Origin of the sequence: Halomonas sp. CKK8, from assembly GCF_029625235.1 — a bacterium.
GTDB classification, from domain to species: Bacteria; Pseudomonadota; Gammaproteobacteria; order Pseudomonadales; family Halomonadaceae; genus Halomonas; species Halomonas ventosae.
In genome coordinates this window covers 3,135,048-3,153,526 of sequence record NZ_CP121193.1, presented here as the reverse complement: position 1 = coordinate 3,153,526, position 18,479 = coordinate 3,135,048, and the positions used below count along the sequence as shown (strand labels likewise).

18 protein-coding genes and 2 tRNA genes are annotated in these 18,479 nt (G+C 63.9%); 12 read left to right on the top strand and 8 right to left on the bottom strand.

Going from position 1 to position 18,479, the window contains the following annotated elements; all coding sequences use genetic code 11:
• Window positions 1-9: 9 nt before the first annotated feature.
• From P8934_RS14920 to P8934_RS14895, 6 genes are all read left to right on the top strand, one after another.
• Window positions 10-2,103 (top strand): PAS domain-containing protein, encoded by a 2,094-nt coding sequence (locus P8934_RS14920; protein ID WP_278031739.1) that lies wholly within the window; start codon window positions 10-12, stop codon window positions 2,101-2,103.
• A gap of 136 nt (window positions 2,104-2,239) precedes the next feature.
• Window positions 2,240-3,115: a ScpA family protein gene (locus tag P8934_RS14915; protein ID WP_278034047.1), complete on the top strand. Its 876-nt coding sequence runs from the start codon at window positions 2,240-2,242 to the stop codon at window positions 3,113-3,115.
• Window positions 3,112-3,972, top strand: a complete 861-nt coding sequence (gene scpB / locus P8934_RS14910; protein ID WP_278031738.1) for an SMC-Scp complex subunit ScpB — start codon at window positions 3,112-3,114, stop codon at window positions 3,970-3,972. The genes P8934_RS14915 and scpB overlap by 4 nt, the downstream gene beginning before the upstream one ends.
• Window positions 3,969-4,826 carry a 23S rRNA pseudouridine(2605) synthase RluB gene (gene rluB, locus P8934_RS14905; protein WP_278031737.1) on the top strand — a complete coding sequence of 286 codons (858 nt, stop codon included), beginning with the start codon at window positions 3,969-3,971 and terminating at the stop codon, window positions 4,824-4,826. The genes scpB and rluB overlap by 4 nt, the downstream gene beginning before the upstream one ends.
• Window positions 4,827-4,907: 81 nt before the next feature.
• Window positions 4,908-4,983 (top strand) — tRNA-Lys (locus P8934_RS14900).
• Window positions 4,984-5,013: 30 nt separating this feature from the next.
• Window positions 5,014-5,089 (top strand) — tRNA-Lys (locus P8934_RS14895).
• 212 nt (window positions 5,090-5,301) lie between these two features.
• Here P8934_RS14895 and P8934_RS14890 read toward each other — a convergent pair.
• Window positions 5,302-5,439: a hypothetical protein gene (locus P8934_RS14890; RefSeq protein WP_278031736.1), complete on the bottom strand. Its 138-nt coding sequence runs from the start codon at window positions 5,437-5,439 to the stop codon at window positions 5,302-5,304.
• A 158-nt stretch (window positions 5,440-5,597) separates the two neighbouring features.
• Window positions 5,598-6,728, bottom strand: a complete 1,131-nt coding sequence (locus tag P8934_RS14885) for a diguanylate cyclase (RefSeq protein ID WP_278031735.1) — start codon at window positions 6,726-6,728, stop codon at window positions 5,598-5,600.
• Window positions 6,729-7,271: 543 nt separating this feature from the next.
• Between P8934_RS14885 and P8934_RS14880 the strand changes: the two genes are divergently transcribed.
• A complete protein-coding gene (locus P8934_RS14880; protein WP_278031734.1) occupies window positions 7,272-7,991 on the top strand; it encodes a Crp/Fnr family transcriptional regulator in 720 nt (239 codons plus the stop codon).
• A gap of 211 nt (window positions 7,992-8,202) precedes the next feature.
• A complete protein-coding gene (locus P8934_RS14875; RefSeq protein WP_278031733.1) occupies window positions 8,203-8,925 on the top strand; it encodes a Crp/Fnr family transcriptional regulator in 723 nt (240 codons plus the stop codon).
• A gap of 220 nt (window positions 8,926-9,145) precedes the next feature.
• Here the strand turns inward: P8934_RS14875 and P8934_RS14870 are convergent, their stop codons facing one another.
• Both P8934_RS14870 and P8934_RS14865 read right to left on the bottom strand, forming a co-directional pair.
• Window positions 9,146-9,607, bottom strand: coding sequence for a PRC-barrel domain-containing protein (locus P8934_RS14870; protein ID WP_278031732.1), 462 nt, complete (start codon window positions 9,605-9,607; stop codon window positions 9,146-9,148).
• A gap of 240 nt (window positions 9,608-9,847) precedes the next feature.
• A complete protein-coding gene (locus P8934_RS14865; RefSeq protein ID WP_278031731.1) occupies window positions 9,848-10,132 on the bottom strand; it encodes a hypothetical protein in 285 nt (94 codons plus the stop codon).
• A 442-nt stretch (window positions 10,133-10,574) separates the two neighbouring features.
• Here P8934_RS14865 and P8934_RS14860 point away from each other — a divergent pair, with 442 nt between their 5' ends.
• Together P8934_RS14860 and P8934_RS14855 are read left to right on the top strand one after the other, a co-directional pair.
• On the top strand, window positions 10,575-10,736 hold the full coding sequence (locus tag P8934_RS14860; protein ID WP_278031730.1) for a hypothetical protein: 162 nt from the start codon (window positions 10,575-10,577) through the stop codon (window positions 10,734-10,736).
• Window positions 10,733-11,128, top strand: a complete 396-nt coding sequence (locus P8934_RS14855) for a PRC-barrel domain-containing protein (protein WP_278031729.1) — start codon at window positions 10,733-10,735, stop codon at window positions 11,126-11,128. The genes P8934_RS14860 and P8934_RS14855 overlap by 4 nt, the downstream gene beginning before the upstream one ends.
• Before the next feature lie 89 nt (window positions 11,129-11,217).
• Here the strand turns inward: P8934_RS14855 and P8934_RS14850 are convergent, their stop codons facing one another.
• Window positions 11,218-13,812: a chemotaxis protein CheB gene (locus tag P8934_RS14850; RefSeq protein ID WP_278031728.1), complete on the bottom strand. Its 2,595-nt coding sequence runs from the start codon at window positions 13,810-13,812 to the stop codon at window positions 11,218-11,220.
• Between the two features lie 12 nt (window positions 13,813-13,824).
• The gene (locus tag P8934_RS14845; RefSeq protein ID WP_278031727.1) at window positions 13,825-14,436 is read right to left on the bottom strand and encodes a PAS domain S-box protein; all 612 of its coding nucleotides are present in this window, start codon (window positions 14,434-14,436) and stop codon (window positions 13,825-13,827) included.
• Between the two features lie 433 nt (window positions 14,437-14,869).
• On the opposite strand from P8934_RS14845, the gene P8934_RS14840 reads away from it, so the two are divergent.
• Window positions 14,870-15,049: a CsbD family protein gene (locus tag P8934_RS14840; RefSeq protein ID WP_278031726.1), complete on the top strand. Its 180-nt coding sequence runs from the start codon at window positions 14,870-14,872 to the stop codon at window positions 15,047-15,049.
• A gap of 115 nt (window positions 15,050-15,164) precedes the next feature.
• Here P8934_RS14840 and P8934_RS14835 read toward each other — a convergent pair whose 3' ends face one another.
• Complete coding sequence (locus P8934_RS14835) at window positions 15,165-15,410, bottom strand: hypothetical protein (RefSeq protein ID WP_278031725.1); 246 nt, start codon at window positions 15,408-15,410, stop codon at window positions 15,165-15,167.
• A gap of 350 nt (window positions 15,411-15,760) precedes the next feature.
• Here P8934_RS14835 and nadA point away from each other — a divergent pair, with 350 nt between their 5' ends.
• Window positions 15,761-16,789 carry a quinolinate synthase NadA gene (nadA, locus tag P8934_RS14830; RefSeq protein ID WP_278031724.1) on the top strand — a complete coding sequence of 343 codons (1,029 nt, stop codon included), beginning with the start codon at window positions 15,761-15,763 and terminating at the stop codon, window positions 16,787-16,789.
• A gap of 184 nt (window positions 16,790-16,973) precedes the next feature.
• On the opposite strand, the gene P8934_RS14825 is transcribed toward nadA, so the two are convergent.
• Window positions 16,974-18,476: a M48 family metalloprotease gene (locus tag P8934_RS14825; protein WP_278031723.1), complete on the bottom strand. Its 1,503-nt coding sequence runs from the start codon at window positions 18,474-18,476 to the stop codon at window positions 16,974-16,976.
• Between the last annotated feature and the right edge of the window lie 3 nt (window positions 18,477-18,479).

The following is an 18,479-nucleotide window of genomic DNA, read 5'->3' as shown; positions in this document are numbered from 1 at the left end:
TGCACAACAATGGATGATGGGGGAGAGGTGCTGCCAGACGACTTTTTCGCAAGCCTGGTGGAGAAGGTTGATGACGTGATCTGGGCGGTCGGTTATCCCCATCTTCAGCTCGAGTACCTCAACCCGGCCGCTGCTTCCGTGTTCGGACGCCCGGTTCAGGCATTCATGGAGGATTCCCAGCTCTGGTTGACTATCGTGCATCCGGACGACCGCGAGGATGTTGCGGCCTCCCATGATCGTCTCCTACAGCAGGGCCAAGTGGAGCGCCGCTATCGAATCCTGAAACCCGACGGCGAACTGGTCTGGATTCATGATCGCGCCTGGCTGATGCGCAGCGCAGGCGCCGAGCCGATGCGCCTGTTCGGCATCGCGCGGGATGTGACCCGAGAAATGGCTGAGCGGGAGCGATTGGACAGCACGCTAGCGCTGCATCGGCGCTTTATCGAGAGTGCCCCCGATCCCATCTTTCTGGTCAAGGTCGAGCCTGACGACACCTTCGTCTTTCGTTACAACAATCCCGCCCACAGGCACCAGACCGGTATCTCCCTTGAGGCCCTTCGCAACCAGACGCCGGATACGCTGCTTGATCCGCTCCAGGCATCCGCCGTCAAGGCCCATTATCGTGAATGTGTTCGGCGCCAGGAGCCGATCCAGTACGAAGAGCGCCTCGAGCTGCCTGCCGGCGTGCGTGACTGGCAGACCATGCTAGTGCCCGTGGAGGACGCGGCCGGCGACGTTGTCGAACTGGCCGCCATCGCGCGCGATATTACCCCAATCAAGCAGGCAGAGCGAAAGAGTCGCGATGCCTTCAAGGCCCTGGATCAGCTTCTTCAAGCGAGTCCCGTGGTGATCTACGAGTGTCAGCCTAACCCCGAGCTGATCCCCACCTATATCAGCTCCAGCGTGGAGCGAGTGTTCGGCTTCGCTCGCGACGAACTGCTGGGCCAAGCCGTCTGGAACGCCATGCTCCACCCCGACGATGCCTCTCTGGTCGTGGCCAAGGTGAAGGCCATGCTGGCGGGGGAAGGGCCGATCCAGCTCAATTACCGCCTGCGTCACCGGGATGGCCACTATATTCAGGTGCAGAGCGAGAAGCGGCTGATCACCGATAAGGCAGGGCATTCCGTCAAGGTGGTAGGAGCGATCCTCGATATCAGCCACTCCATTCGCCTCAGCCAGCGGCTGGAAAAGCTGGCCCAGCAGCTGCCAGGTTTCATCTATCAATATCATCTCACCCTGGATGGCAAGGGCTGCTTTCCCTATGCCAGTACCAGCAGCCTGGAGATCTATGGAGTGCCCCCCGAGGAGCTGGCGCATAGCGATGAGGCGGCCTTTCGCAAGATTCATCCTGATGACCAGCCGGACGTCAAGGCTGCGATCGAGATGTCGGCCGAGACGCTGAGCCCGTGGCACTGCGAATACCGCGTCCTGCATCCCGGGGGGCAGGAGCTCTGGGTGGAAGGGAGTGCTGCGCCTGAGCGCCTGGCGGATGGCAGCGTGTTGTGGCACGGCTACATTGCCGACGTCTCGGAGCGCAAGCGACTGCAACTCGAACTCCAGAAGAGCGAGGCTCGCTTCCGTCGGCTGGCGACGGTGGACATGCTGACGGGTGCCCCAAATCGGCGCCACTTCATGCAGTCTCTCGATACCGAGCTGTCTCGCGTCAAGCGGCATGGTGTCGACGCCTGCCTGGTGATGTTCGATGCCGACCACTTCAAGCGTATCAACGATACGTTTGGCCATGCCGCCGGCGACGAGGTGCTCAAGGCCCTGGTCAGCGCAGGCCGGGAGCAATTGCGGGCCTCTGACACACTGGGTCGGCTGGGAGGTGAGGAGTTCGCCATCCTGTTGCCTGACACCTCGCTTGACGTGGCCCTCGGGGTCGCCGAGCGTTTCCGCCGGGCCATCGCGGCCCTGCATGTGGCCTCGGGTGACACCAGCATCTGCTTGACGATCAGCTTGGGGGTAGTGGCGTTAGGCGTAGAGGATTCGCCGGATAGTGCCATGGAGAGAGCCGACAAGGCGCTCTATACGGCCAAGGCATCCGGTCGCGACCGCCTGTGTCATGAAGGCGAGGTGCCGGGTGGCGTGACAATCAGCTGACCCGGGCTGTCTGTGCCAGAGGCATCTTGCTAGACTGCCCCGTTGTTCCTGCGTCCCCGGAGAGGCACGCCGCGTGAGCATCACCCCCGATACCGCCAGCCCCGAACAGACCGATGCCGCGGCCGGCCACGCCGCGGTGCTGGGGCGGCTATTCGACGAGCCGATCACCCAGCTGCCGGAGGATCTCTATATCCCGCCGGAGGCGCTGCGCGTCTTCCTCGAGGCCTTCGAGGGGCCGCTCGACCTGCTGCTCTACCTGATCCGCCGCCAGAACCTGGATATCCTGGCCATCGACGTCGCCGCCATCACCCGCCAGTACATCGAGTACGTGGAGCTGATGAAGGCCATGGAGATCGAGCTGGCCGGGGAGTACCTGCTGATGGCGGCCATGCTGGCCGAGATCAAGTCGCGCACCCTGCTGCCGCGCCCGCCCAAGGAAGGCGGGGACGACGAGGAGGAGGACCCGCGCGCCGAGCTGATCCGCCGGCTGCAGGAGTACGAGCGGCTCAAGCACGCTGCCGAGTCGCTGGCCGAGCTGCCGCGCCTGGGGCGTGACTGGTTCCCGGCCCGGGCGGCACTGCCGTCCCTGGAAGCGCGGCTGATCCACCCCGACGTGGAGCTCGACGAGCTGCTCGGGGCCCTGGCCGGCATCCTGCGCCGCGCGGAGCTCAACCAGGCCCACCAGATCAGCCGCGAGGGGCTCTCGACCCGGGAGCGCATGCTGGCGATCATGGAGCGCCTGGACCACGAGCACTACACCGCCTTCGAGGCGCTGTTCACCCTCGAGGAAGGGCGGGCCGGGGTCATCGTCACCTTCATGGCGATCCTCGAGCTCGCCAAGGAGGCGATGATCGAGATCGTGCAGAATGCCCCGCTCTCGCCGATCCACGTGCGGGCGCGGCTGGACGAGCAGGAGGCCTTCGAGGCGGAGACCCTGGAGGAGGGCGAGGGCGGCGAGAGCCCCTTCGATGATGAGCGTCGCGAAAACCCGGACGGGAGCGATCCGGCATGACTGCCATGGAGTTTCCCGATGCCCTGGACGAGATCCTCGAGGCGGCGCTGCTGGCGGCCGGGGAGCCGCTGGGGCTGGAGCGCCTGGAGGGGCTGTTCGATGACCACGAGCGCCCGCCGCGGCGCGCCCTGCGTGAGGCCCTGGAACGCCTGGGGGGCCGCCATGAACGCGGGGCCATGGAGCTGATCGAGACCGCCTCGGGCTACCAGCTGCGCATCCGGCCGCGCCTCTCGCCCTGGGTGTCGCGGCTCTGGGACGAGCGGCCCCAGCGCTACTCCCGGGCGCTGCTGGAGACCCTGGCGCTGATCGCCTATCGCCAGCCGGTGACCCGTGGCGACATCGAGGAGGTGCGGGGCGTGACGGTCAGCGGCTCGATCATGCGCACCCTGCTCGACCGCGGCTGGATCCGCGTGGTGGGCCACCGTGACGTGCCGGGCCGCCCGGCGGTCTATGCCACCACGCGAAGCTTCCTCGACGACTTCGGCCTCAAGACCCTCGACGAGCTGCCGCCGATGCACGAGCTCAAGCACTTCGAGGAGCCGAGCCTGGAGGAGGAGGCGCCGCCGCCCCAGCACGAGCTGCTGGCCCAGGCGGACGAGGCGGCCGATGGGACGACTGACGCGGACGAGGCAAACGACCAGACGTTGCCCGAGGCGGGCGACGAGGTGGCCCAGCAGGCCACCGACCCGACGGCCGGGAGGGCCGACGAAGACGAACACGCCGGGACGGCGTCCGAGCGGGCAGGGTTGAGCTTCGCCGATCTGGAGGCTCGCCTGTCCGAACGTGCCCGGGGCCGCGTCGCCGATGACGCTGCTCCGGGGACGGAATCCACATCCAGCGAGAATGACGACCGATGAGCACTACCACCGAGAAACTGCAGAAGGTCCTGGCACGCGCCGGGCTGGGCTCGCGCCGCGAGATGGAAACGGCCATCGCCGATGGCCGGGTCAAGGTCAACGGCAAGGTGGCGACCCTGGGCGACCGCATCGAGATGCGCGACCGCGTGGCCCTCGACGACCGCCCGGTGACCCTGCGCGGCGCCGAGGAGGTGCCGCGCCGGGTGATCATGTACAACAAGCCCGAGGGCGAGCTGTGCACCCGCAAGGACCCGGAAGGGCGGCGCACGGTCTTCGATCGCCTGCCGCGCCTCAAGGGCGAGCGCTGGATCGCCATTGGCCGCCTGGACATCAACACCAGTGGCCTGCTGCTGTTCACCACGGATGGGGAACTGGCCAACAAGCTGATGCACCCCTCCACCGAGGTGGAGCGCGAGTATGCCGTTCGCGTGATGGGCGAGGTGAAGAAGGAGCAGGTGGTGGCCATGGTCGAGGGCGTGATGCTCGACGACGGGCCGGCGCGCTTCACCGACGTCCAGGAGTTCGGCGGCGAGGGCATCAACACCTGGTTCCACGTGGTCATCATTGAGGGCCGCAACCGCGAGGTGCGCCGGCTCTGGGAGTCCCAGGGGCTGACCGTCAGCCGCCTCAAGCGGGTACGCTACGGCAACATCTTCCTCGATAAGCGGACCAAGGCCGGCGAGTGGGTGGAGCTCTCCCAGGACGAGATCGATGACCTCTCGGCGACGGCCGGCCTGGAAGCACGCAAGGTGCCGGAGCTGACCCCGGACGAGAAGAATCGCTGGAGCCGCGACAAGCACAAGCGCCGCCCGGTGCAGGCCATGCGCAAGCCCAAGGGCCAGCGCGGGCGCTGACCGCGGTTCCGCCTTGCGACCAAAGGCAAAAATCGCTTGCCATCACGGGGGCAGATCAGTAATATCTGCACCCGTTCGGAGGGGTCGTTAGCTCAGTTGGTAGAGCAGTTGGCTTTTAACCAATTGGTCGTAGGTTCGAATCCTACACGACCCACCATCCGAGCCTGTATGCTTGCCTGCAAGCACCGGGTCGTTAGCTCAGTTGGTAGAGCAGTTGGCTTTTAACCAATTGGTCGTAGGTTCGAATCCTACACGACCCACCAGATTCACGACAAAGCGCCCTCGCTTCCTGGAAGCGAGGGCGCTTTTCGTATGTGGGGTCCACGTGAGTTCGCTGTCGGGCATGGCCCGCGCTACTGGCGATCACCTCGCCCTTTGCTGAGGCTCACGGGGACGTTCCAGTGAGATGGCGCATCTTCGGTCGGCAGCCTCATGGATTCTGCTGCCATGCCGATCCACTCGCTCGTCGCTTGTCTCAACGAAGACCGAGAACGGAGAGAATCACCAACACGATGACGATTGCACCGACGATATAAACGATGTTGTTCATTAAGAAGTATTCCTGTTTGGCGCATGATCCTGTGCCAGGATGCTGCGGGATGGCTCGTGTCATGATGGCGTCGCCGTCCGTGCGACGCGTGGTGCAACTCCCTGTACAAGCAGTTCCCTTGCCTCACCCACGTTGATGATAGGCGACTGGCCCCCCGCCATCTGTTCGTTGGCGTACAGTGCGCTTCGCATCCGATGCCTGGCGGAACGCCCGGCCCTCCACTAGAAGTCGAGAACGAGTTGCGAGGGCTGGAGGGGGTGGTGCAGGCCTGGTTCAGTCCGCCTGCGTTGCAGGAAGCGGGTATTCATCTCGGCCGTGAAGCAGTGATGCCCATTTCGACCATTTCGCTTGGCGTGGTACATGGCCGTGTCGGCGTTGTGCATGAGGGCATCGGCATCGTCGGCATCATCCGGGTAGAGGCTGATGCCGATGCTGAGCGTGACAAGGAGTTGATTGCCATGGATGCAGTACGGCCTGCCGAGGACGGCGAGCAGCTTTTCCGCGACTCGGGTGGCATCCTCGGGTCGCCTGATCTCGGCGAGCAGGATCACGAATTCGTCGCCACCCTGGCGGCAGACGGTGTCGATGTCGCGCATGCACTCCTGAACACGACTCGCCACCGCCTGGAGCAGGCTGTCCCCCACGGCATGGCCGAACGAATCATTGATGGGCTTGAAGGCGTCAAGGTCGAGATAGAGCAGGGCGACCAGGTGGCGGTGACGTCGGGCCAGGCCTAGGGCGCGGGAGAGCCGTTCGGTCAGCAGGGCACGGTTGGGCAGGCCGGTGAGTGCATCATGCTGCGCGAGGTGGGCCATCCGCTCCAGCATGACCTGCGACTGGGAGGCGTCGTGGAACACGATCACGGCGCCGGTGACGCGACCCTCCCGGTCATGGATGGGCGCCGCGGAATCCTCGATCGCAAGCTTGCTGCCATCCTGGCGGACCAGCACGCCATCCAGGGCGAGGCCCACCGCTCTGTTCTCCTCGATGGCGCGCCGCCCGGGGGTGATGGCCGTGCGGTGTGTCTTGCCATCGACGAGAGGAAACACACGCGAGAGTGGCGCTCCGATGGCCTCCCGTTGTGACCAGCCTGTCAGGGTCTCCGCCACCCGGTTCATGTAGGTGACCGTCCCGCGGAGGTCGATGGTCAGGACGGCATCGCCGATGGCGCCGAGGGCCGCCCGGGCCCATCGCTTCTCGGCCTCCAGGGCCGCTGCGAGGCACCGTCTCGAGGTTCTGGTCGCTGTTCGCTCGGGGAGGACCTCCGTGCGCGGAGGGTGACCTTGCCGCAGCGGCTGCTCGGCAGGGAAGGCGGCGGAACCGAGTGGTGTCCAGGCGGTGCCCTCAAGCATCGAATCGTCCCTCATGGACTCGGCCTGGGAACGCGCCTGGCCCATGGCGCAGATGCCCATGCGGTGGGCAAGGATGGCGTGGTCCGCTGGTGCGCTCGATGGCGTGAGACAAGGGACCTGGTCATCAGAAGGGCGTGCATTACCATGAGCCGGTTTCCTGTTCTGCCGATGTCCGATTTCCGCCGGGGTGGCGTTGCCTGGCCCGAGCCCTGGAGCGCCTGGCCGATATCCAGCGAGCGTAGTGGCGTGACGGCGTCGCTTCCGTGCGTTAGCGTACATGGCATGGACTTCACTTCCTGAGCGTGTTTCGGCGGCTGGGGGGAGTGCAGTGAGTCTTGTTTGATTCGTCTTTTTTCTAAATATTTCAATTTGTTAGCGGATGGCTGGTACCCTTGGGCCGCCGGTCGCCTGTCTCTTGATGTGACCCGGGGTGAGGCCGGCAAGGCGTTCCAGCGGCTGCCTCGGTTCGTCAACCACCATCGGACAAGCCCGCTCTTCTCCCCCTGTTGCCAGGGCGGCTTGCCCGATACGGGAGTGTTCGTCATGGCCCAGCAACATGACCCTCGTCAGAATCACCTGCTGGCGGCCCTGCCGAGGGATGAATACCAGCGCCTGGCACCCCACCTCGAGCGAGTCGAGTTGATCCTGGGGGAGTCGCTGGTCGAGTCGGGAAAGGTGATGCGCCATGTCTACTTCCCGGTGGACTGCATCGTATCGCTCCTCTGCGTGATGGAAGATGGGGATTCGACGGAAATTGCCGTCGTCGGTGCCGAGGGTATCGTCGGCATCTCGCTGTTCATGGGCGGCGAAACTACGCCGAGCCGTGCCATCGTGCAGAGCGCCGGCAGCGCCTATCGCCTCAAGGGGCAACTCATCAAGGATGAATTCGATCGCGCGTCGACGCTCCAGTACCTTTTGCTGCGTTACACCCAGGCCCTGATCACCCAGATGGCGCAGACGGCGGTATGCAACCGGCACCACAGCCTGGATCAGCAGCTGTGTCGGTGGCTCTTGCTGAGCCTGGATCGCTTGCCGACCAACGAGCTGGTCATGACCCAGGAGCTGATCGCCAACATGCTGGGTGTCCGCCGAGAGGGCGTCACCGAGTCGGCCGGCAAGCTGCAGAGGGCCGGGCTGATTTCCTACCATCGCGGGCACATCAGCATCCTGGACAGGCCTGGCCTGGAGGTGCGGGTCTGTGAGTGCTATGCGGTCGTCAAGAAGGAGTACGATCGCCTGCTGAGCTACCATCGTCCCGGGTGATGGGGCCCTTTTCCTCGCGGCGCGAGATCGTGTTCGAGCAGCACGTGCCCTTCGTGTGTCTCCTGGCGCACCGACGGCATGATGATGAACATGCCACTGTTCGTTCGGTGGCTTTTCGGTGACTGCCTGATCACCCCGGCTGCCGCCGGCCTCGGAGCCTGGTGGTTGCCTGCCATGTGCCGATTGCCGGGTCTTCACCAGGAGCGAGCACATGCAGTCCTCTATCCCCGGTCCGATGACCAACCACCTGATCGACAGCCTGCCGCCTCAGGACCGGGCGTCTTTCCTTGCCGACTGCGAGACCATCGACCTGGCGTTTGGTGAGGTATTGACCGAGCCAGGTGGGCAGATCCTGCATGTCCATTTTCCGCTCGACGGCTTCATCTCCCTGATTGCCAGCCTGAGTGACAGTGAGCGGCTGGAAGTGGCGATGGTCGGCAGTGAAGGGATGTACGGCATGCCCTTGATCCTGGGGCTGGATGAGTCGCCCTTGCGCGCTCTGGTGCAGGGGGCAGGGCAGGCCCTGCGCATGCCGGCGGTTGCCTTTTGCCGTCACCTGGAGCAGCGCCCCGCACTCGAGGCGCTGCTGAATCGCTATCTCTACGTGCTGATGCAGCAGCTCACTCGGGTGGCGGCATGTACCCACTTTCATCAGGTCGAGGCCCGCCTGGCGCGCTGGCTGTTGATGACCCAGGATCGTGCCCACTCCGATCGACTGCATCTCACCCACGAGTTCCTGGCCATGATGCTGGGGGTGCGTCGTGCCGGCATCACCCTGGCCGCCATGGCGCTTCAGGGGCGCCGGCTGATCAGCTATCAGCGGGGGGATATCACGGTGCTGGACCGGGCGGGCCTGATCGAGGCCTCCTGTGGCTGCTATGCCGCCGATCGAAGTCTCTACCGGCGCGTCATCACCAAAGGCGGCGCACCATGAGGTTGGCTGGCGCACTCTGGGGAGAGCGCGCCAGCCGAGATGTCATGACAATAATTCGAAGGGGAGCGTCTTGCTGTCGTGGCTTAGACCCCCCCTGCGCCGCGGATGACGCCTTCAGGGCGATGAGGGCCGGGGGCATCCCCGGAGCATGGGCTACGACTTCTGAGGATGGAGTCAAGACAACGGGGGCACGATGTGCCCTCGCCGACTGTGGGTTGGATCAATCGCGCTCATATTCGGGCGAGTTGCGCAGCGTTTCCTCGTCAATATCCGTGTAGAAAACGGATTCGTCTTCTTCCATGGTGTGTTCTATGTGGTCCCAGCCCAGCCCCACGTGTTGTCCGCCGAGCCCCAGGAAGCCACTAGTCTCCACCACGACGCCGACGATGCGGCCGTCATTGCCGATGACCAGATCCTGGATCTCGCCCACATCCTCATCTGTCCCGCGGTGCTTGACGGTCTTGCCAATGACGTCGTCGGCGTAGAAGGCACCAGCGGGCTTACCGCTCATCTGCTGCTCGCCAACCTCGCCAACACGTTGCTGTTCGCCGGTACTTTGCTGCTCGGCATGCTGCTCACCGTCTGTCTCCATGGCGTCATGCTTCTCGGCCATTGCCGTCGTGCTGAATGCTAGTGCCGGTACAATGGCGGCGGAAAGGATTAACCTCTTTAGCTTCTTCATGATTGAGCCTCCTCTGCTTGACGGCAGTCTTCCAGACCCTCAGTGGGTCTGGAGATCAGTTCCCGAATCACGGGAATGCCATGTCAGACTGGGCAAAAAATATCGCTTTGTCGGTGCGCTACCAAACATTGCCACGTCATTCCATGACATGGCAATGTGCTGTCAACCCTGTGTCATTGGCGTTCCCAATGCCAGACCTGCCGGTGGCGTGGCCGGCTTTGCCGTTCTGCAAGCCGTGCGTTACCGGCGACGCCTCAGCGATGAGTACAGCACGCCAACAAAAAAGGCGATGCCAATGGACAGCAGCGGCTTCTCGCGGACGTGGCCGGTCACGCGTTCGAGCAGATCATCGGCCCGCTGGCGCCCATGGGCTGCTGCCTCGCGAACACGTTCATCGGCGTGGGATGCGTGCTGCCGAGCGTATTCCTCCGCCTTGCCAGCGGTCTCGGCGGCCCTGTTTATCGCTTCGTGAGCCTTGCCCTCGAACGAATCGGTACTATCGTGTTCGCTTGTTTTCGTCGCCATGATCCAACCCTCTTGTGTCGCTGTGTAGACGGGTGACAACGCGCCATCTGGTGTGACGATCAACGTCGTCAGTGGTCTCGATGAATATCTGACGGTCGATCTCATCAGTCCCTATCGTGTTGATATCTGTGGATAGCCGGGGTATGGACACCAACTGCCTGAACCTCCAGGGCCTGGAGGGCAGTTCCCGAGACCTGGAAACCCATTTCGACCTGGGTTCAGCTTAGGTATAAGCGAATGATAATTCGGTGCGCTAGCACACAGAGTCGCCGTACCGTGAGGCAGCGCCCCGGATGCCTGCCTGAAAGAACAACTCCGCATAAGTTGTACAGCGCACAGACCCGACCCCGAGCCCGGGCTAGTCTGGCATCATCACCCCTCGTCCACGTGGATGAAGAGTGAGGGTAAGTGCCCAGATAGATTGATACACAGGAGGTCGCTCATGAGCCGTCATCCGGTCAAGGAGAGCGTGCGAAAGGAGAAGGGAAAGGGGGGTGCCGACGGCAAGCGCAAGGAGCAGAAGGGTCAACACGATAAGCGTGGTGGCAAGGTCGGTACCGTGCTGAAAGATATCAATGACAATCACAGGAAGGACAAGAAATGAACGATACAACGATGCAGTCAAAGACCGGTCATGTTGCCATCGATGACAAGCAGCCTGGCGCGATGCTGTTGAGCGGTTCCACCATCACTGGTGATGACATCTTTAATATGAAAGATGAGAATCTCGGCAAGATACAGGACATCATGCTCGACGTGGAGGAGGGAAAAATACGCTACGTCGTCTTGGCAACGGGTGGTTTCATGGGCATGGGTGACCGTCTGTTCGCCATTCCATGGAAGGCCTTGAAGCATGACGCGACGAATCGGCGCTTCTTGCTCGATGTGGAAATCGACCGCTTGAAGAAGGCGCCGGGCTTCGACAAGGATCAATGGCCGGATATGGCGGATCCCACCTGGAACTCGACCGTCGAGACATTCTATACTCGTAATTGATTTGCTCAGGAAACTGAGCCGGAAAGGTCCGGATGGCATCGCCCATCCGGATCGACCGTGTCTGCAAGCCCTGTCTCATGGCCTGACTTTTACGATTTCACATCCTTGCGCAGGGCTTGTTCAAGTTCCTTGGTTGCCGTGATATCGAGAAGGGTGATCACTACCCCGTCAATCACATTATCCAGTCGGCGGTAGGGCATGATTCGCACCGTAAACCAGCGACCGTCTGTAGCGAGAATCTGCTTCTCGGAAAATTCCAGTGTGCTCAGGGTGGTGAGCGCATCGTCATGAAGTTCCGGATACAGAAGGCTGGTGGTGAGATCACTGAGGGGGCGTCCCACATCGCTTTCACGGATGTTGATGATCTTCGATGCCCTTTCGGTATAACGGCGAACGTGCAGGTTCTGGTCGAGAAACACGATGGCTATCTCGATGCTGTTGAGCAGGTTCCTCATGTCGCTCTGCGCGAGAGAGAGATCGTCGAGCTTGGTCTGCATCTCCGCGTTGATGGTCTGCAGCTCTTCGTTCATGGACTGCATTTCTTCCTTCGACGTGGTCAGCTCCTCGTTGGTCGACTGCAACTCCTCGTTGGTCGATTGGAGTTCCTCATTGGCCGACTGTAACTCCTCCCGGGACGCGCGGTTTTCCTCACGCAGCGCCTGGATCTCGTCCTGGTAGTGTTGAAGCTCCTTGGCATGTGACGGTGGCCTGACTGCCGCTGTCGCCGTCTTGCGGGACGGCCCGGCATGGGGCGGGGCGACGTCGCGGAACACGATCATCGTCATCCCTCGCAGGGCGGTGGGCTCCCGCAGTGCCTGTACGGTGATGTCGGCGCCCTGAAGGCCCCCGCCGGGCAGTTGGACCTCCAGGTCCTGCAGCTGCACCGCTTCGTTCTGGCTGGCGGCCTGGCGCAGGGCGCTGGCGATGGGTGCCCGCAGCTCTTCCCGCACCATGGCGTGAAAATTCCAGTTGGCCTTGCCGGCGGCGGGTTCCAGGTACTTTCCGGTGCGCCCGCTGATATAGACGATATCCCCCTCACCGTTGACCACCACGGCGGCGGGGGCATAGACCTGCAACAACACCTGGTCGGCTGCCGCCTGCAGATTATCACCGGTGCGAGCGGACGAGGGGCTGGGTGGCACGGGAAGCTCCTTGGCTATCCAGGTCAGGGGGGGGAAGGACTTGACCGGCAACCGCATATCGCGGCTTTCCGCATTGTCCTGGCGCAGGTAGATCCGCAGCTTGGAGGCAATGGGGGCAAACAGCTGTCTGTGACGCCCTACCGTCTCCGAACTCCCGAGTACCAGTACCCCGCCGGCGCGCAGGCTGTAGTGAAACAGGGGGATGAGCTTCTGCTGCAGGCTCTGGTCGAAGTAGATCAACAAGTTACGACACGAGATCAGATCGAGGCGAGTGAAGGGGGGATCCAGCACCACGTCCTGCTGGGCGAACAGCACCAGGTCGCGGATCTCCCGGTTGATCTGGTAGCCATCACCCTGAACGCTGAAAAAGCGAGCCAGGCGCTCGGCCGAGACACTGCTGCTGATGCCGGCGGGGTAATGGCCGCCGCGAGCCGTGGCAATGGCATCCGGACTCAGATCGGAGGCGAAGATCTGCAGGGTGACGTCGTGGCGATCCGGCAGCTTGTCCAATGCTTCCGTGAAGAGCATGGCCAGGGAGTAGGCCTCTTCGCCGGTCGAACAGCCGACCACCCAGGCCCGCAGGTGAGTCTCCCGGTGCGGTCTTGCCAACAGTTCCGGGAGAATGACGTCAGCCAGGTACTGCCAGACCTTGGCATCACGGAAGAAGCTGGTCACCCCGATGAGCACTTCCTTGAACAGCAGGTCGATTTCCTGGGGGTTGTATTCGAGAAAATCCGCATAGTGCGTCAGGGTGTCGATTTCATGGATCGCCATGCGACGCTCCATGCGGCGGTGCAGAGTGTTTCGCTTGTAAAGAGAGAAGTCGTGGCGGGTTCGCTGCTGAAGCAGACGGAGAATCCGCGACAGGGGCGATGATTCCGACCCGGGCTCCGCCCCTGGCTCTCCCGATGGCGTGGCGGAGGCGCCCGTGGCGGCTGCCTGGGCAATGCAGGCCAGGATTCGGGCGGGCAAGTCGCCAGGAGGGGCGATGATATCGGCACAGTGGGCGGCGATGGCGCTCTTGGGCATGGCATCGAATTGTGCGGTGTCGGGCTGTTGCACCGCCGCGAGGCCGCCCACCGCCTTGATCGCCTGCAGACCCAGGGTGCCGTCGGCGCCCATGCCGGACAGTACGACCCCGATAGCGGCTTCCCCCTGCGCGCGGGCCAGGGAAGAGAACAGCACGTTGATCGGCAGGCGCATCCCCCTGGGTTCCATGGGCCTCGCCAGGTTCAGCACACCGTCGACAACGCTGAGTTCGGTATTCGGCGGAATCACATACACGCAGTCAGGCTCGATGGGCATGCCGTGGGACGCTTGCCGAACCGACATCGGGGTGACGCGCTGGAGCAGTTCAGGGAGCAGCGCCCGATGGGTGGGGTCGAGATGCTGCACCACCACATAGGCCAGGTGGCTGTGGGGCGGAATCCGGGCAAGGAACTCTTCCAGCGGCGCCAGTCCCCCGGCGGATGCGCCGATGCCGAGGATGCGTACCCCCTTCGGGGGGACTGTGGATGACTGGGTAGGAGTCAAGGCTGTCATGGCATGGAGCGGCTAGGCGATGGGGTCCGCACCGTTGTGATCGCAGCAGGCTAACAGGATATGCTCGCGCCCTGGTGGGGTGGATGCCAGTAATCGTACGTGTCTGGAACCCGTTGCGCATCCCCCCGTCTCGGCCACGCAGCAGCCCCGGATGCCGGCCTGTGCGACACGCTGCAGCAGGCCACGCAGAAGCGGACGGCTCTCCGGGCGCAGGAAGGAATCGATGGGGTGCCGAGCAAGATCATGACGTGCCACGCCAAGGAGTTCCGCGGCGGCAAGGTTGCCCTGAATCACCTTGCCCTCGAGGTCGATGAGAAAATAGGCAAGCGGGGCGGAATCGTAGAGCGCCTGGTAAAGCCTCAACTCCTCGATGAGTGCCTGCTCGTTGCCGGCGATCGCCTCGTTCTGCAAGTCCAGTTCTACCTGGTGAACCTGGAGTTCATGAAGAAGCTTGAGGGCGTCCTGTGCGTTGTCGGGATTGCTGGACAGCCGGTGGAGAAGGCTCAGGGCGTCAACGCCCAACGACCAGTGACTCGCTGTCGGTGTCGTGCCCGCCTGTAACCCTGCTTCGGCCTTGTCCCTCAGCTGTGTGAAGGTGCTGGATTCGTCTGTGATCTTGGGCATGAGGGACTCCAATATGATCCTCGGATACAGTTGTCATGGTAGCTTATCGCTACCAGTAGTAGTACATGGATTTCTGCCATCTCCGCGGCGCATGAAGTTGTTGTTCACTGGCTGAACGGTTGGGTATATTGAGCCTTCTAATTCCGGAAGTATCCTGATTGCTAACGCGATTCTGGTGTGTGGCAGTGCGCTACCGTTGCCCCGGTGAGTAGAGTCTGAAAGGAGTCGTCATGTCCCCACCATGTCTTCTCTCGCCAGTACGTTGCAGCGATACGGATCGAAAACCAGATCGCCTGGTAGACTCCCCGGTTATGTTGGGCATCGCACAGATCATTCGCATGGCGTCGCCTATGATGAAATTCTCCCCCCGATATGTACTCGAATCAGGGTGAGAGGCAGAACCCAAGCGAAACCACCATCGGGAGATACGTTCGTGAACAAGAACCAGGTAAAAGGCCGTGCCAACGAGGTGAAGGGCAAGGTCAAGGAGGTTGCCGGCAAGGTGGCCGGCGACAAGGAACTGGAATACAAGGGTAAGGCCGAAAAGCAGGGCGGCAAGGCAGAAGCCGGGTACGGTGATCTCAAGAGCGATATCAAGAAGTCAACGAAGTGAACGGGTCAACGGCATCCTCGAGGCGCCGGTATGAACCGGCCCGGTAGCAAGCAGACGTGGATTCTCGTTGCCGGATTCGGCTGGCGCATCTCGTCGGGGCGCGCCAGCCGGTATGCTACAGGAGAGGGTCGAAATCGACCGCGTTGATATCCTGGCTCATCAGGTCATCGTCGCCTTCGGCAGCTCGCTCGTCAGGTTCTTCGGTGGGTGTCCTGGCGGGCGTCTCGCGCGGTGCTTCGGGCAAGCGTTGTGGCGAGAAGGGGTAGCCGTGCTGCTGCTCGCCGGGCTCGCGGTCGGGAAGCCGCGTGAACGTCGTGAACGTGGCGGTAGTGGGGGCGTTGTGCTGGATGGGGGTTGGCATGGTGACCTCGCGTCACTGTCCAGTCTTCACGGTATCGTGAAGTATCGGTAGGCCATGGTGACACTCTGGCAGGCTGTCGTCGGTGCGCTGGCACACCGTTGGCACCAAGGCCGCCTGGACCTGGCGTGCCCTTGAACCTGCCGTCCGCAGGCCGCATATCATCCCCATGACGCTTTTCTGACCGGGACTGGTCAATATTGCAGCGTTCTGGTCTAGAATGGTGGTGCGGGTCGACCATCGCGAAAGACGCAGCGGTTGGCCCTCTGGCGTGTTGCCCCGTGCGGAGTGCACGAGCGGCGGCACCTGGTGTAATGCAGGGGGAGCCCCTGCCTGTCACGGTGGTAGACACGATGACGATCATGACTTCCCGTGCCGATCTGCGCGAGCAGCTCGCACGCACCTACTGCCCCACCCGCATTCCCGCCGAGGACGAGGCGCGCATCGAGGAGATCAAGCGTCTGCTCGAGGCCAACAATGCCGTGCTGGTGGCCCACTACTACACCGACGATGCCATCCAGCAGCTGGCCGAGGAGACCGGTGGCTGCGTGGCCGACTCCCTGGAGATGGCGCGCTTCGGCGCCCGCCACGAGGCCGACACCCTGGTGGTGGCCGGCGTGCGCTTCATGGGCGAGACCGCCAAGATCCTCTCCCCGGAGAAGCGGGTGCTGATGCCCACCCTGGAGGCGACCTGCTCGCTGGACGTGGGTTGCCCGGCCGACGAATTCAGCGCCTTCTGCGACGCCCATCCCGACCGCACCGTGGTGGTCTATGCCAACACCTCCGCGGCGGTGAAGGCGCGCGCCGACTGGGTGGTGACCTCCTCCATCGCCGTTGACGTGATCGAGCACCTTCAGGCGCGGGGCGAGAAGATCCTCTGGGCCCCGGACAAGCACCTGGGGGGCTATATCCAGAAACAGACCGGCGCCGACATGCTGCTCTGGGACGGTGCCTGCATCGTCCACGAGGAGTTCAAGGCCCAGGGCGTCGAGGACCTCAAGGGCCTCTACCCCGAGGCGGCCGTGCTGGTGCACCCGGAGTCGCCGGCCTCGGTGGTCGAGCTGGCCGACGTGGCTGGCTCCACCTCCCAGCTGATCAAGGCGGCGAAGGAGCTGCCCCACGACAAGCTGATCGTGGCGACTGATCGCGGCATCTTCTTCAAGATGCAGCAGGCGGTCCCCGAGAAGACGCTCTTCGAGGCGCCCACCGCCGGCAATGGCGCGACCTGCAAGAGCTGCGCACACTGCCCCTGGATGGCGATGAACGCCCTGGACAACCTGGCGGGCACCCTGCGTGACGGCTCGGGCGAGATCTTTGTCGATGACGCCCTGCGCCTGGCGGCCCTCAAGCCACTCGAGCGGATGCTCAACTTCCAGAAATAACAGCGGCCAGGCCACAAGCGCCAAGCGACAAGAACCCCCCGAAGGCTGAGGCCTCCGGGGGTTCTTTTGCTGCGGGTGATTTCACGCTGTTGGCTTGCAGCTTGCAGCTTGCAGCTTGCTCCTTGCTCCTTGCTCCTTGCTCCTTGCTCCTTGCTCCTTGCTCCTTGCTCCTTGCTCCTTGTAGCTAGAACTTCTCCAGCGTCTCCCGGTAGCCGATGAAGTCCTCGCGACGCCGCTCGATATGGCTGGCGGCGGCGCCGTCACCCTCGCGCTCGGCCACCTCCTTGGCCACCTCCAGCTGGCGAATGGCGCGGTCGATGCGACCGGTGAGCTGCAGCTGTTCGGCGCGGGCCAGGTGGCCCCAGGCTTCGCGACCGCTGCGGCCGGCGGCCTCGGCGAGCAGGGTGAACGCCTGCGGGTCCTCGGGGCGGGCGTCGGCCAGCTCGCGCAGTACGTGGTAGGCCTCGTCGGGGTCACGCTGCAGCAGCGCCTCGCCCAGCAATCGGCTCGCCGGCGCGTAGTCCGGCATCAGCCGCAGCTGGCGACGGCTGCGGGCGATGGCCTCGTCGATGCGGCCGGCCTCGAAGGCGACCTGGGCCGCCGAGGCCGGCAGCATCGCCAGGTCGGGCTGTGACCGGGCCAGGGTGTCGAGCTCGTCCAGTGACCGGTCGGTACGACCGGCCTGGGCATCGATCAGCGCGGCCAGGTAGCGCCGGGCCGCCTCGGGCGCCTGGTCCTGGGCCAGCCGGGTACTGGCCTGCTGCGGGTCGCGGTCGTGGACCGTCAGCAGTGCCCGGGCCCTCACCAGCTGGTAGTGCAGGTCCCCGTCACGCGGCGCCGCCACCGAGACCTGGTTGGCGCGGGCCTGGGTATCGCTGATACGTGACTCGGTCACCGGGTGGGTGAGCAGGAACTCCGGAGGAGTGCCACCTTGCAGGCTCATCATGCGCTGCATGGCGCGGAACATCTCAACCATGGCGACCGGTTCATAGCCGGCGTCTGCCATGGCCTGCAGCCCCACGCGATCGGCCTCCTGCTCGAAGCGCCGCGAGTAGCTCAGCTGGTCCTGGATGACGGCCGCCTGGGAGCCCATGGCGGCGGCGATGCCGGCATCGCCGCCGCCCCCGGCGGCGATCAGCATGCCGGCGAGCATGGCCGCCATCGCCGGGATCTGGGTCTGCTCGGCGCGGGCCTGGCCGCGGGCATAGTGGCGCTGGGAGAGATGGCCGAGCTCGTGGGCGACCACCGAGGCCAGCTCGGCCTCACGTTCGGCGAAGGCGAACAGCCCGGCATTGACGCCGATCACCCCGCCGGGCACGGCGAAGGCATTGAGCAGGCGGCTCTCCACCAGAGTGACGGCGGTGCGGGCGTCTCCCAGGCCGCTGTGGGGCAGCAGGCGGGCCACCAGCGACTCCACGTAGTCCTGGGCGATGGCGTCCTGCCATTCGGGGGCGCGGGCGCGGAACTGGCGCAGCCAGGCGCGGCCCAGCCGGTACTCCTCGCCGCTGATGGCCTGGCTGCCCTGGCGGGTCAGGCTGGGAAGCCCGTAGTCGCCCCCGGCATCGATGGAGGGGCTTCGGGTCAGGCCGGGGGCCTCGTAGCGGCCGGGAGACTGGGCCTGGCTCGGCAGGGCGAGCACCAGGCTCAGGGCGCAGGCGGTGAGGCAGGTTCCGGTTCGACGCAGCATGGC

Coding starts and splice junctions, on each gene's coding strand:
- P8934_RS14875 (WP_278031733.1), top strand. CDS start 8,203: ATGCAGTCCTCTATCCCCGGTCCGATGACCAACCACCTGATCGACAGC.
- P8934_RS14845 (WP_278031727.1), bottom strand. CDS start 14,436: ATGCCCAAGATCACAGACGAATCCAGCACCTTCACACAGCTGAGGGAC.
- P8934_RS14835 (WP_278031725.1), bottom strand. CDS start 15,410: ATGCCAACCCCCATCCAGCACAACGCCCCCACTACCGCCACGTTCACG.
- P8934_RS14870 (WP_278031732.1), bottom strand. CDS start 9,607: ATGAAGAAGCTAAAGAGGTTAATCCTTTCCGCCGCCATTGTACCGGCA.
- P8934_RS14890 (WP_278031736.1), bottom strand. CDS start 5,439: ATGACACGAGCCATCCCGCAGCATCCTGGCACAGGATCATGCGCCAAA.
- scpB (WP_278031738.1), top strand. CDS start 3,112: ATGACTGCCATGGAGTTTCCCGATGCCCTGGACGAGATCCTCGAGGCG.
- P8934_RS14920 (WP_278031739.1), top strand. CDS start 10: ATGGATGATGGGGGAGAGGTGCTGCCAGACGACTTTTTCGCAAGCCTG.
- P8934_RS14855 (WP_278031729.1), top strand. CDS start 10,733: ATGAACGATACAACGATGCAGTCAAAGACCGGTCATGTTGCCATCGAT.
- P8934_RS14850 (WP_278031728.1), bottom strand. CDS start 13,812: ATGACAGCCTTGACTCCTACCCAGTCATCCACAGTCCCCCCGAAGGGG.
- P8934_RS14880 (WP_278031734.1), top strand. CDS start 7,272: ATGGCCCAGCAACATGACCCTCGTCAGAATCACCTGCTGGCGGCCCTG.
- rluB (WP_278031737.1), top strand. CDS start 3,969: ATGAGCACTACCACCGAGAAACTGCAGAAGGTCCTGGCACGCGCCGGG.
- P8934_RS14825 (WP_278031723.1), bottom strand. CDS start 18,476: ATGCTGCGTCGAACCGGAACCTGCCTCACCGCCTGCGCCCTGAGCCTG.
- P8934_RS14865 (WP_278031731.1), bottom strand. CDS start 10,132: ATGGCGACGAAAACAAGCGAACACGATAGTACCGATTCGTTCGAGGGC.
- P8934_RS14860 (WP_278031730.1), top strand. CDS start 10,575: ATGAGCCGTCATCCGGTCAAGGAGAGCGTGCGAAAGGAGAAGGGAAAG.
- nadA (WP_278031724.1), top strand. CDS start 15,761: ATGACGATCATGACTTCCCGTGCCGATCTGCGCGAGCAGCTCGCACGC.
- P8934_RS14885 (WP_278031735.1), bottom strand. CDS start 6,728: ATGCTTGAGGGCACCGCCTGGACACCACTCGGTTCCGCCGCCTTCCCT.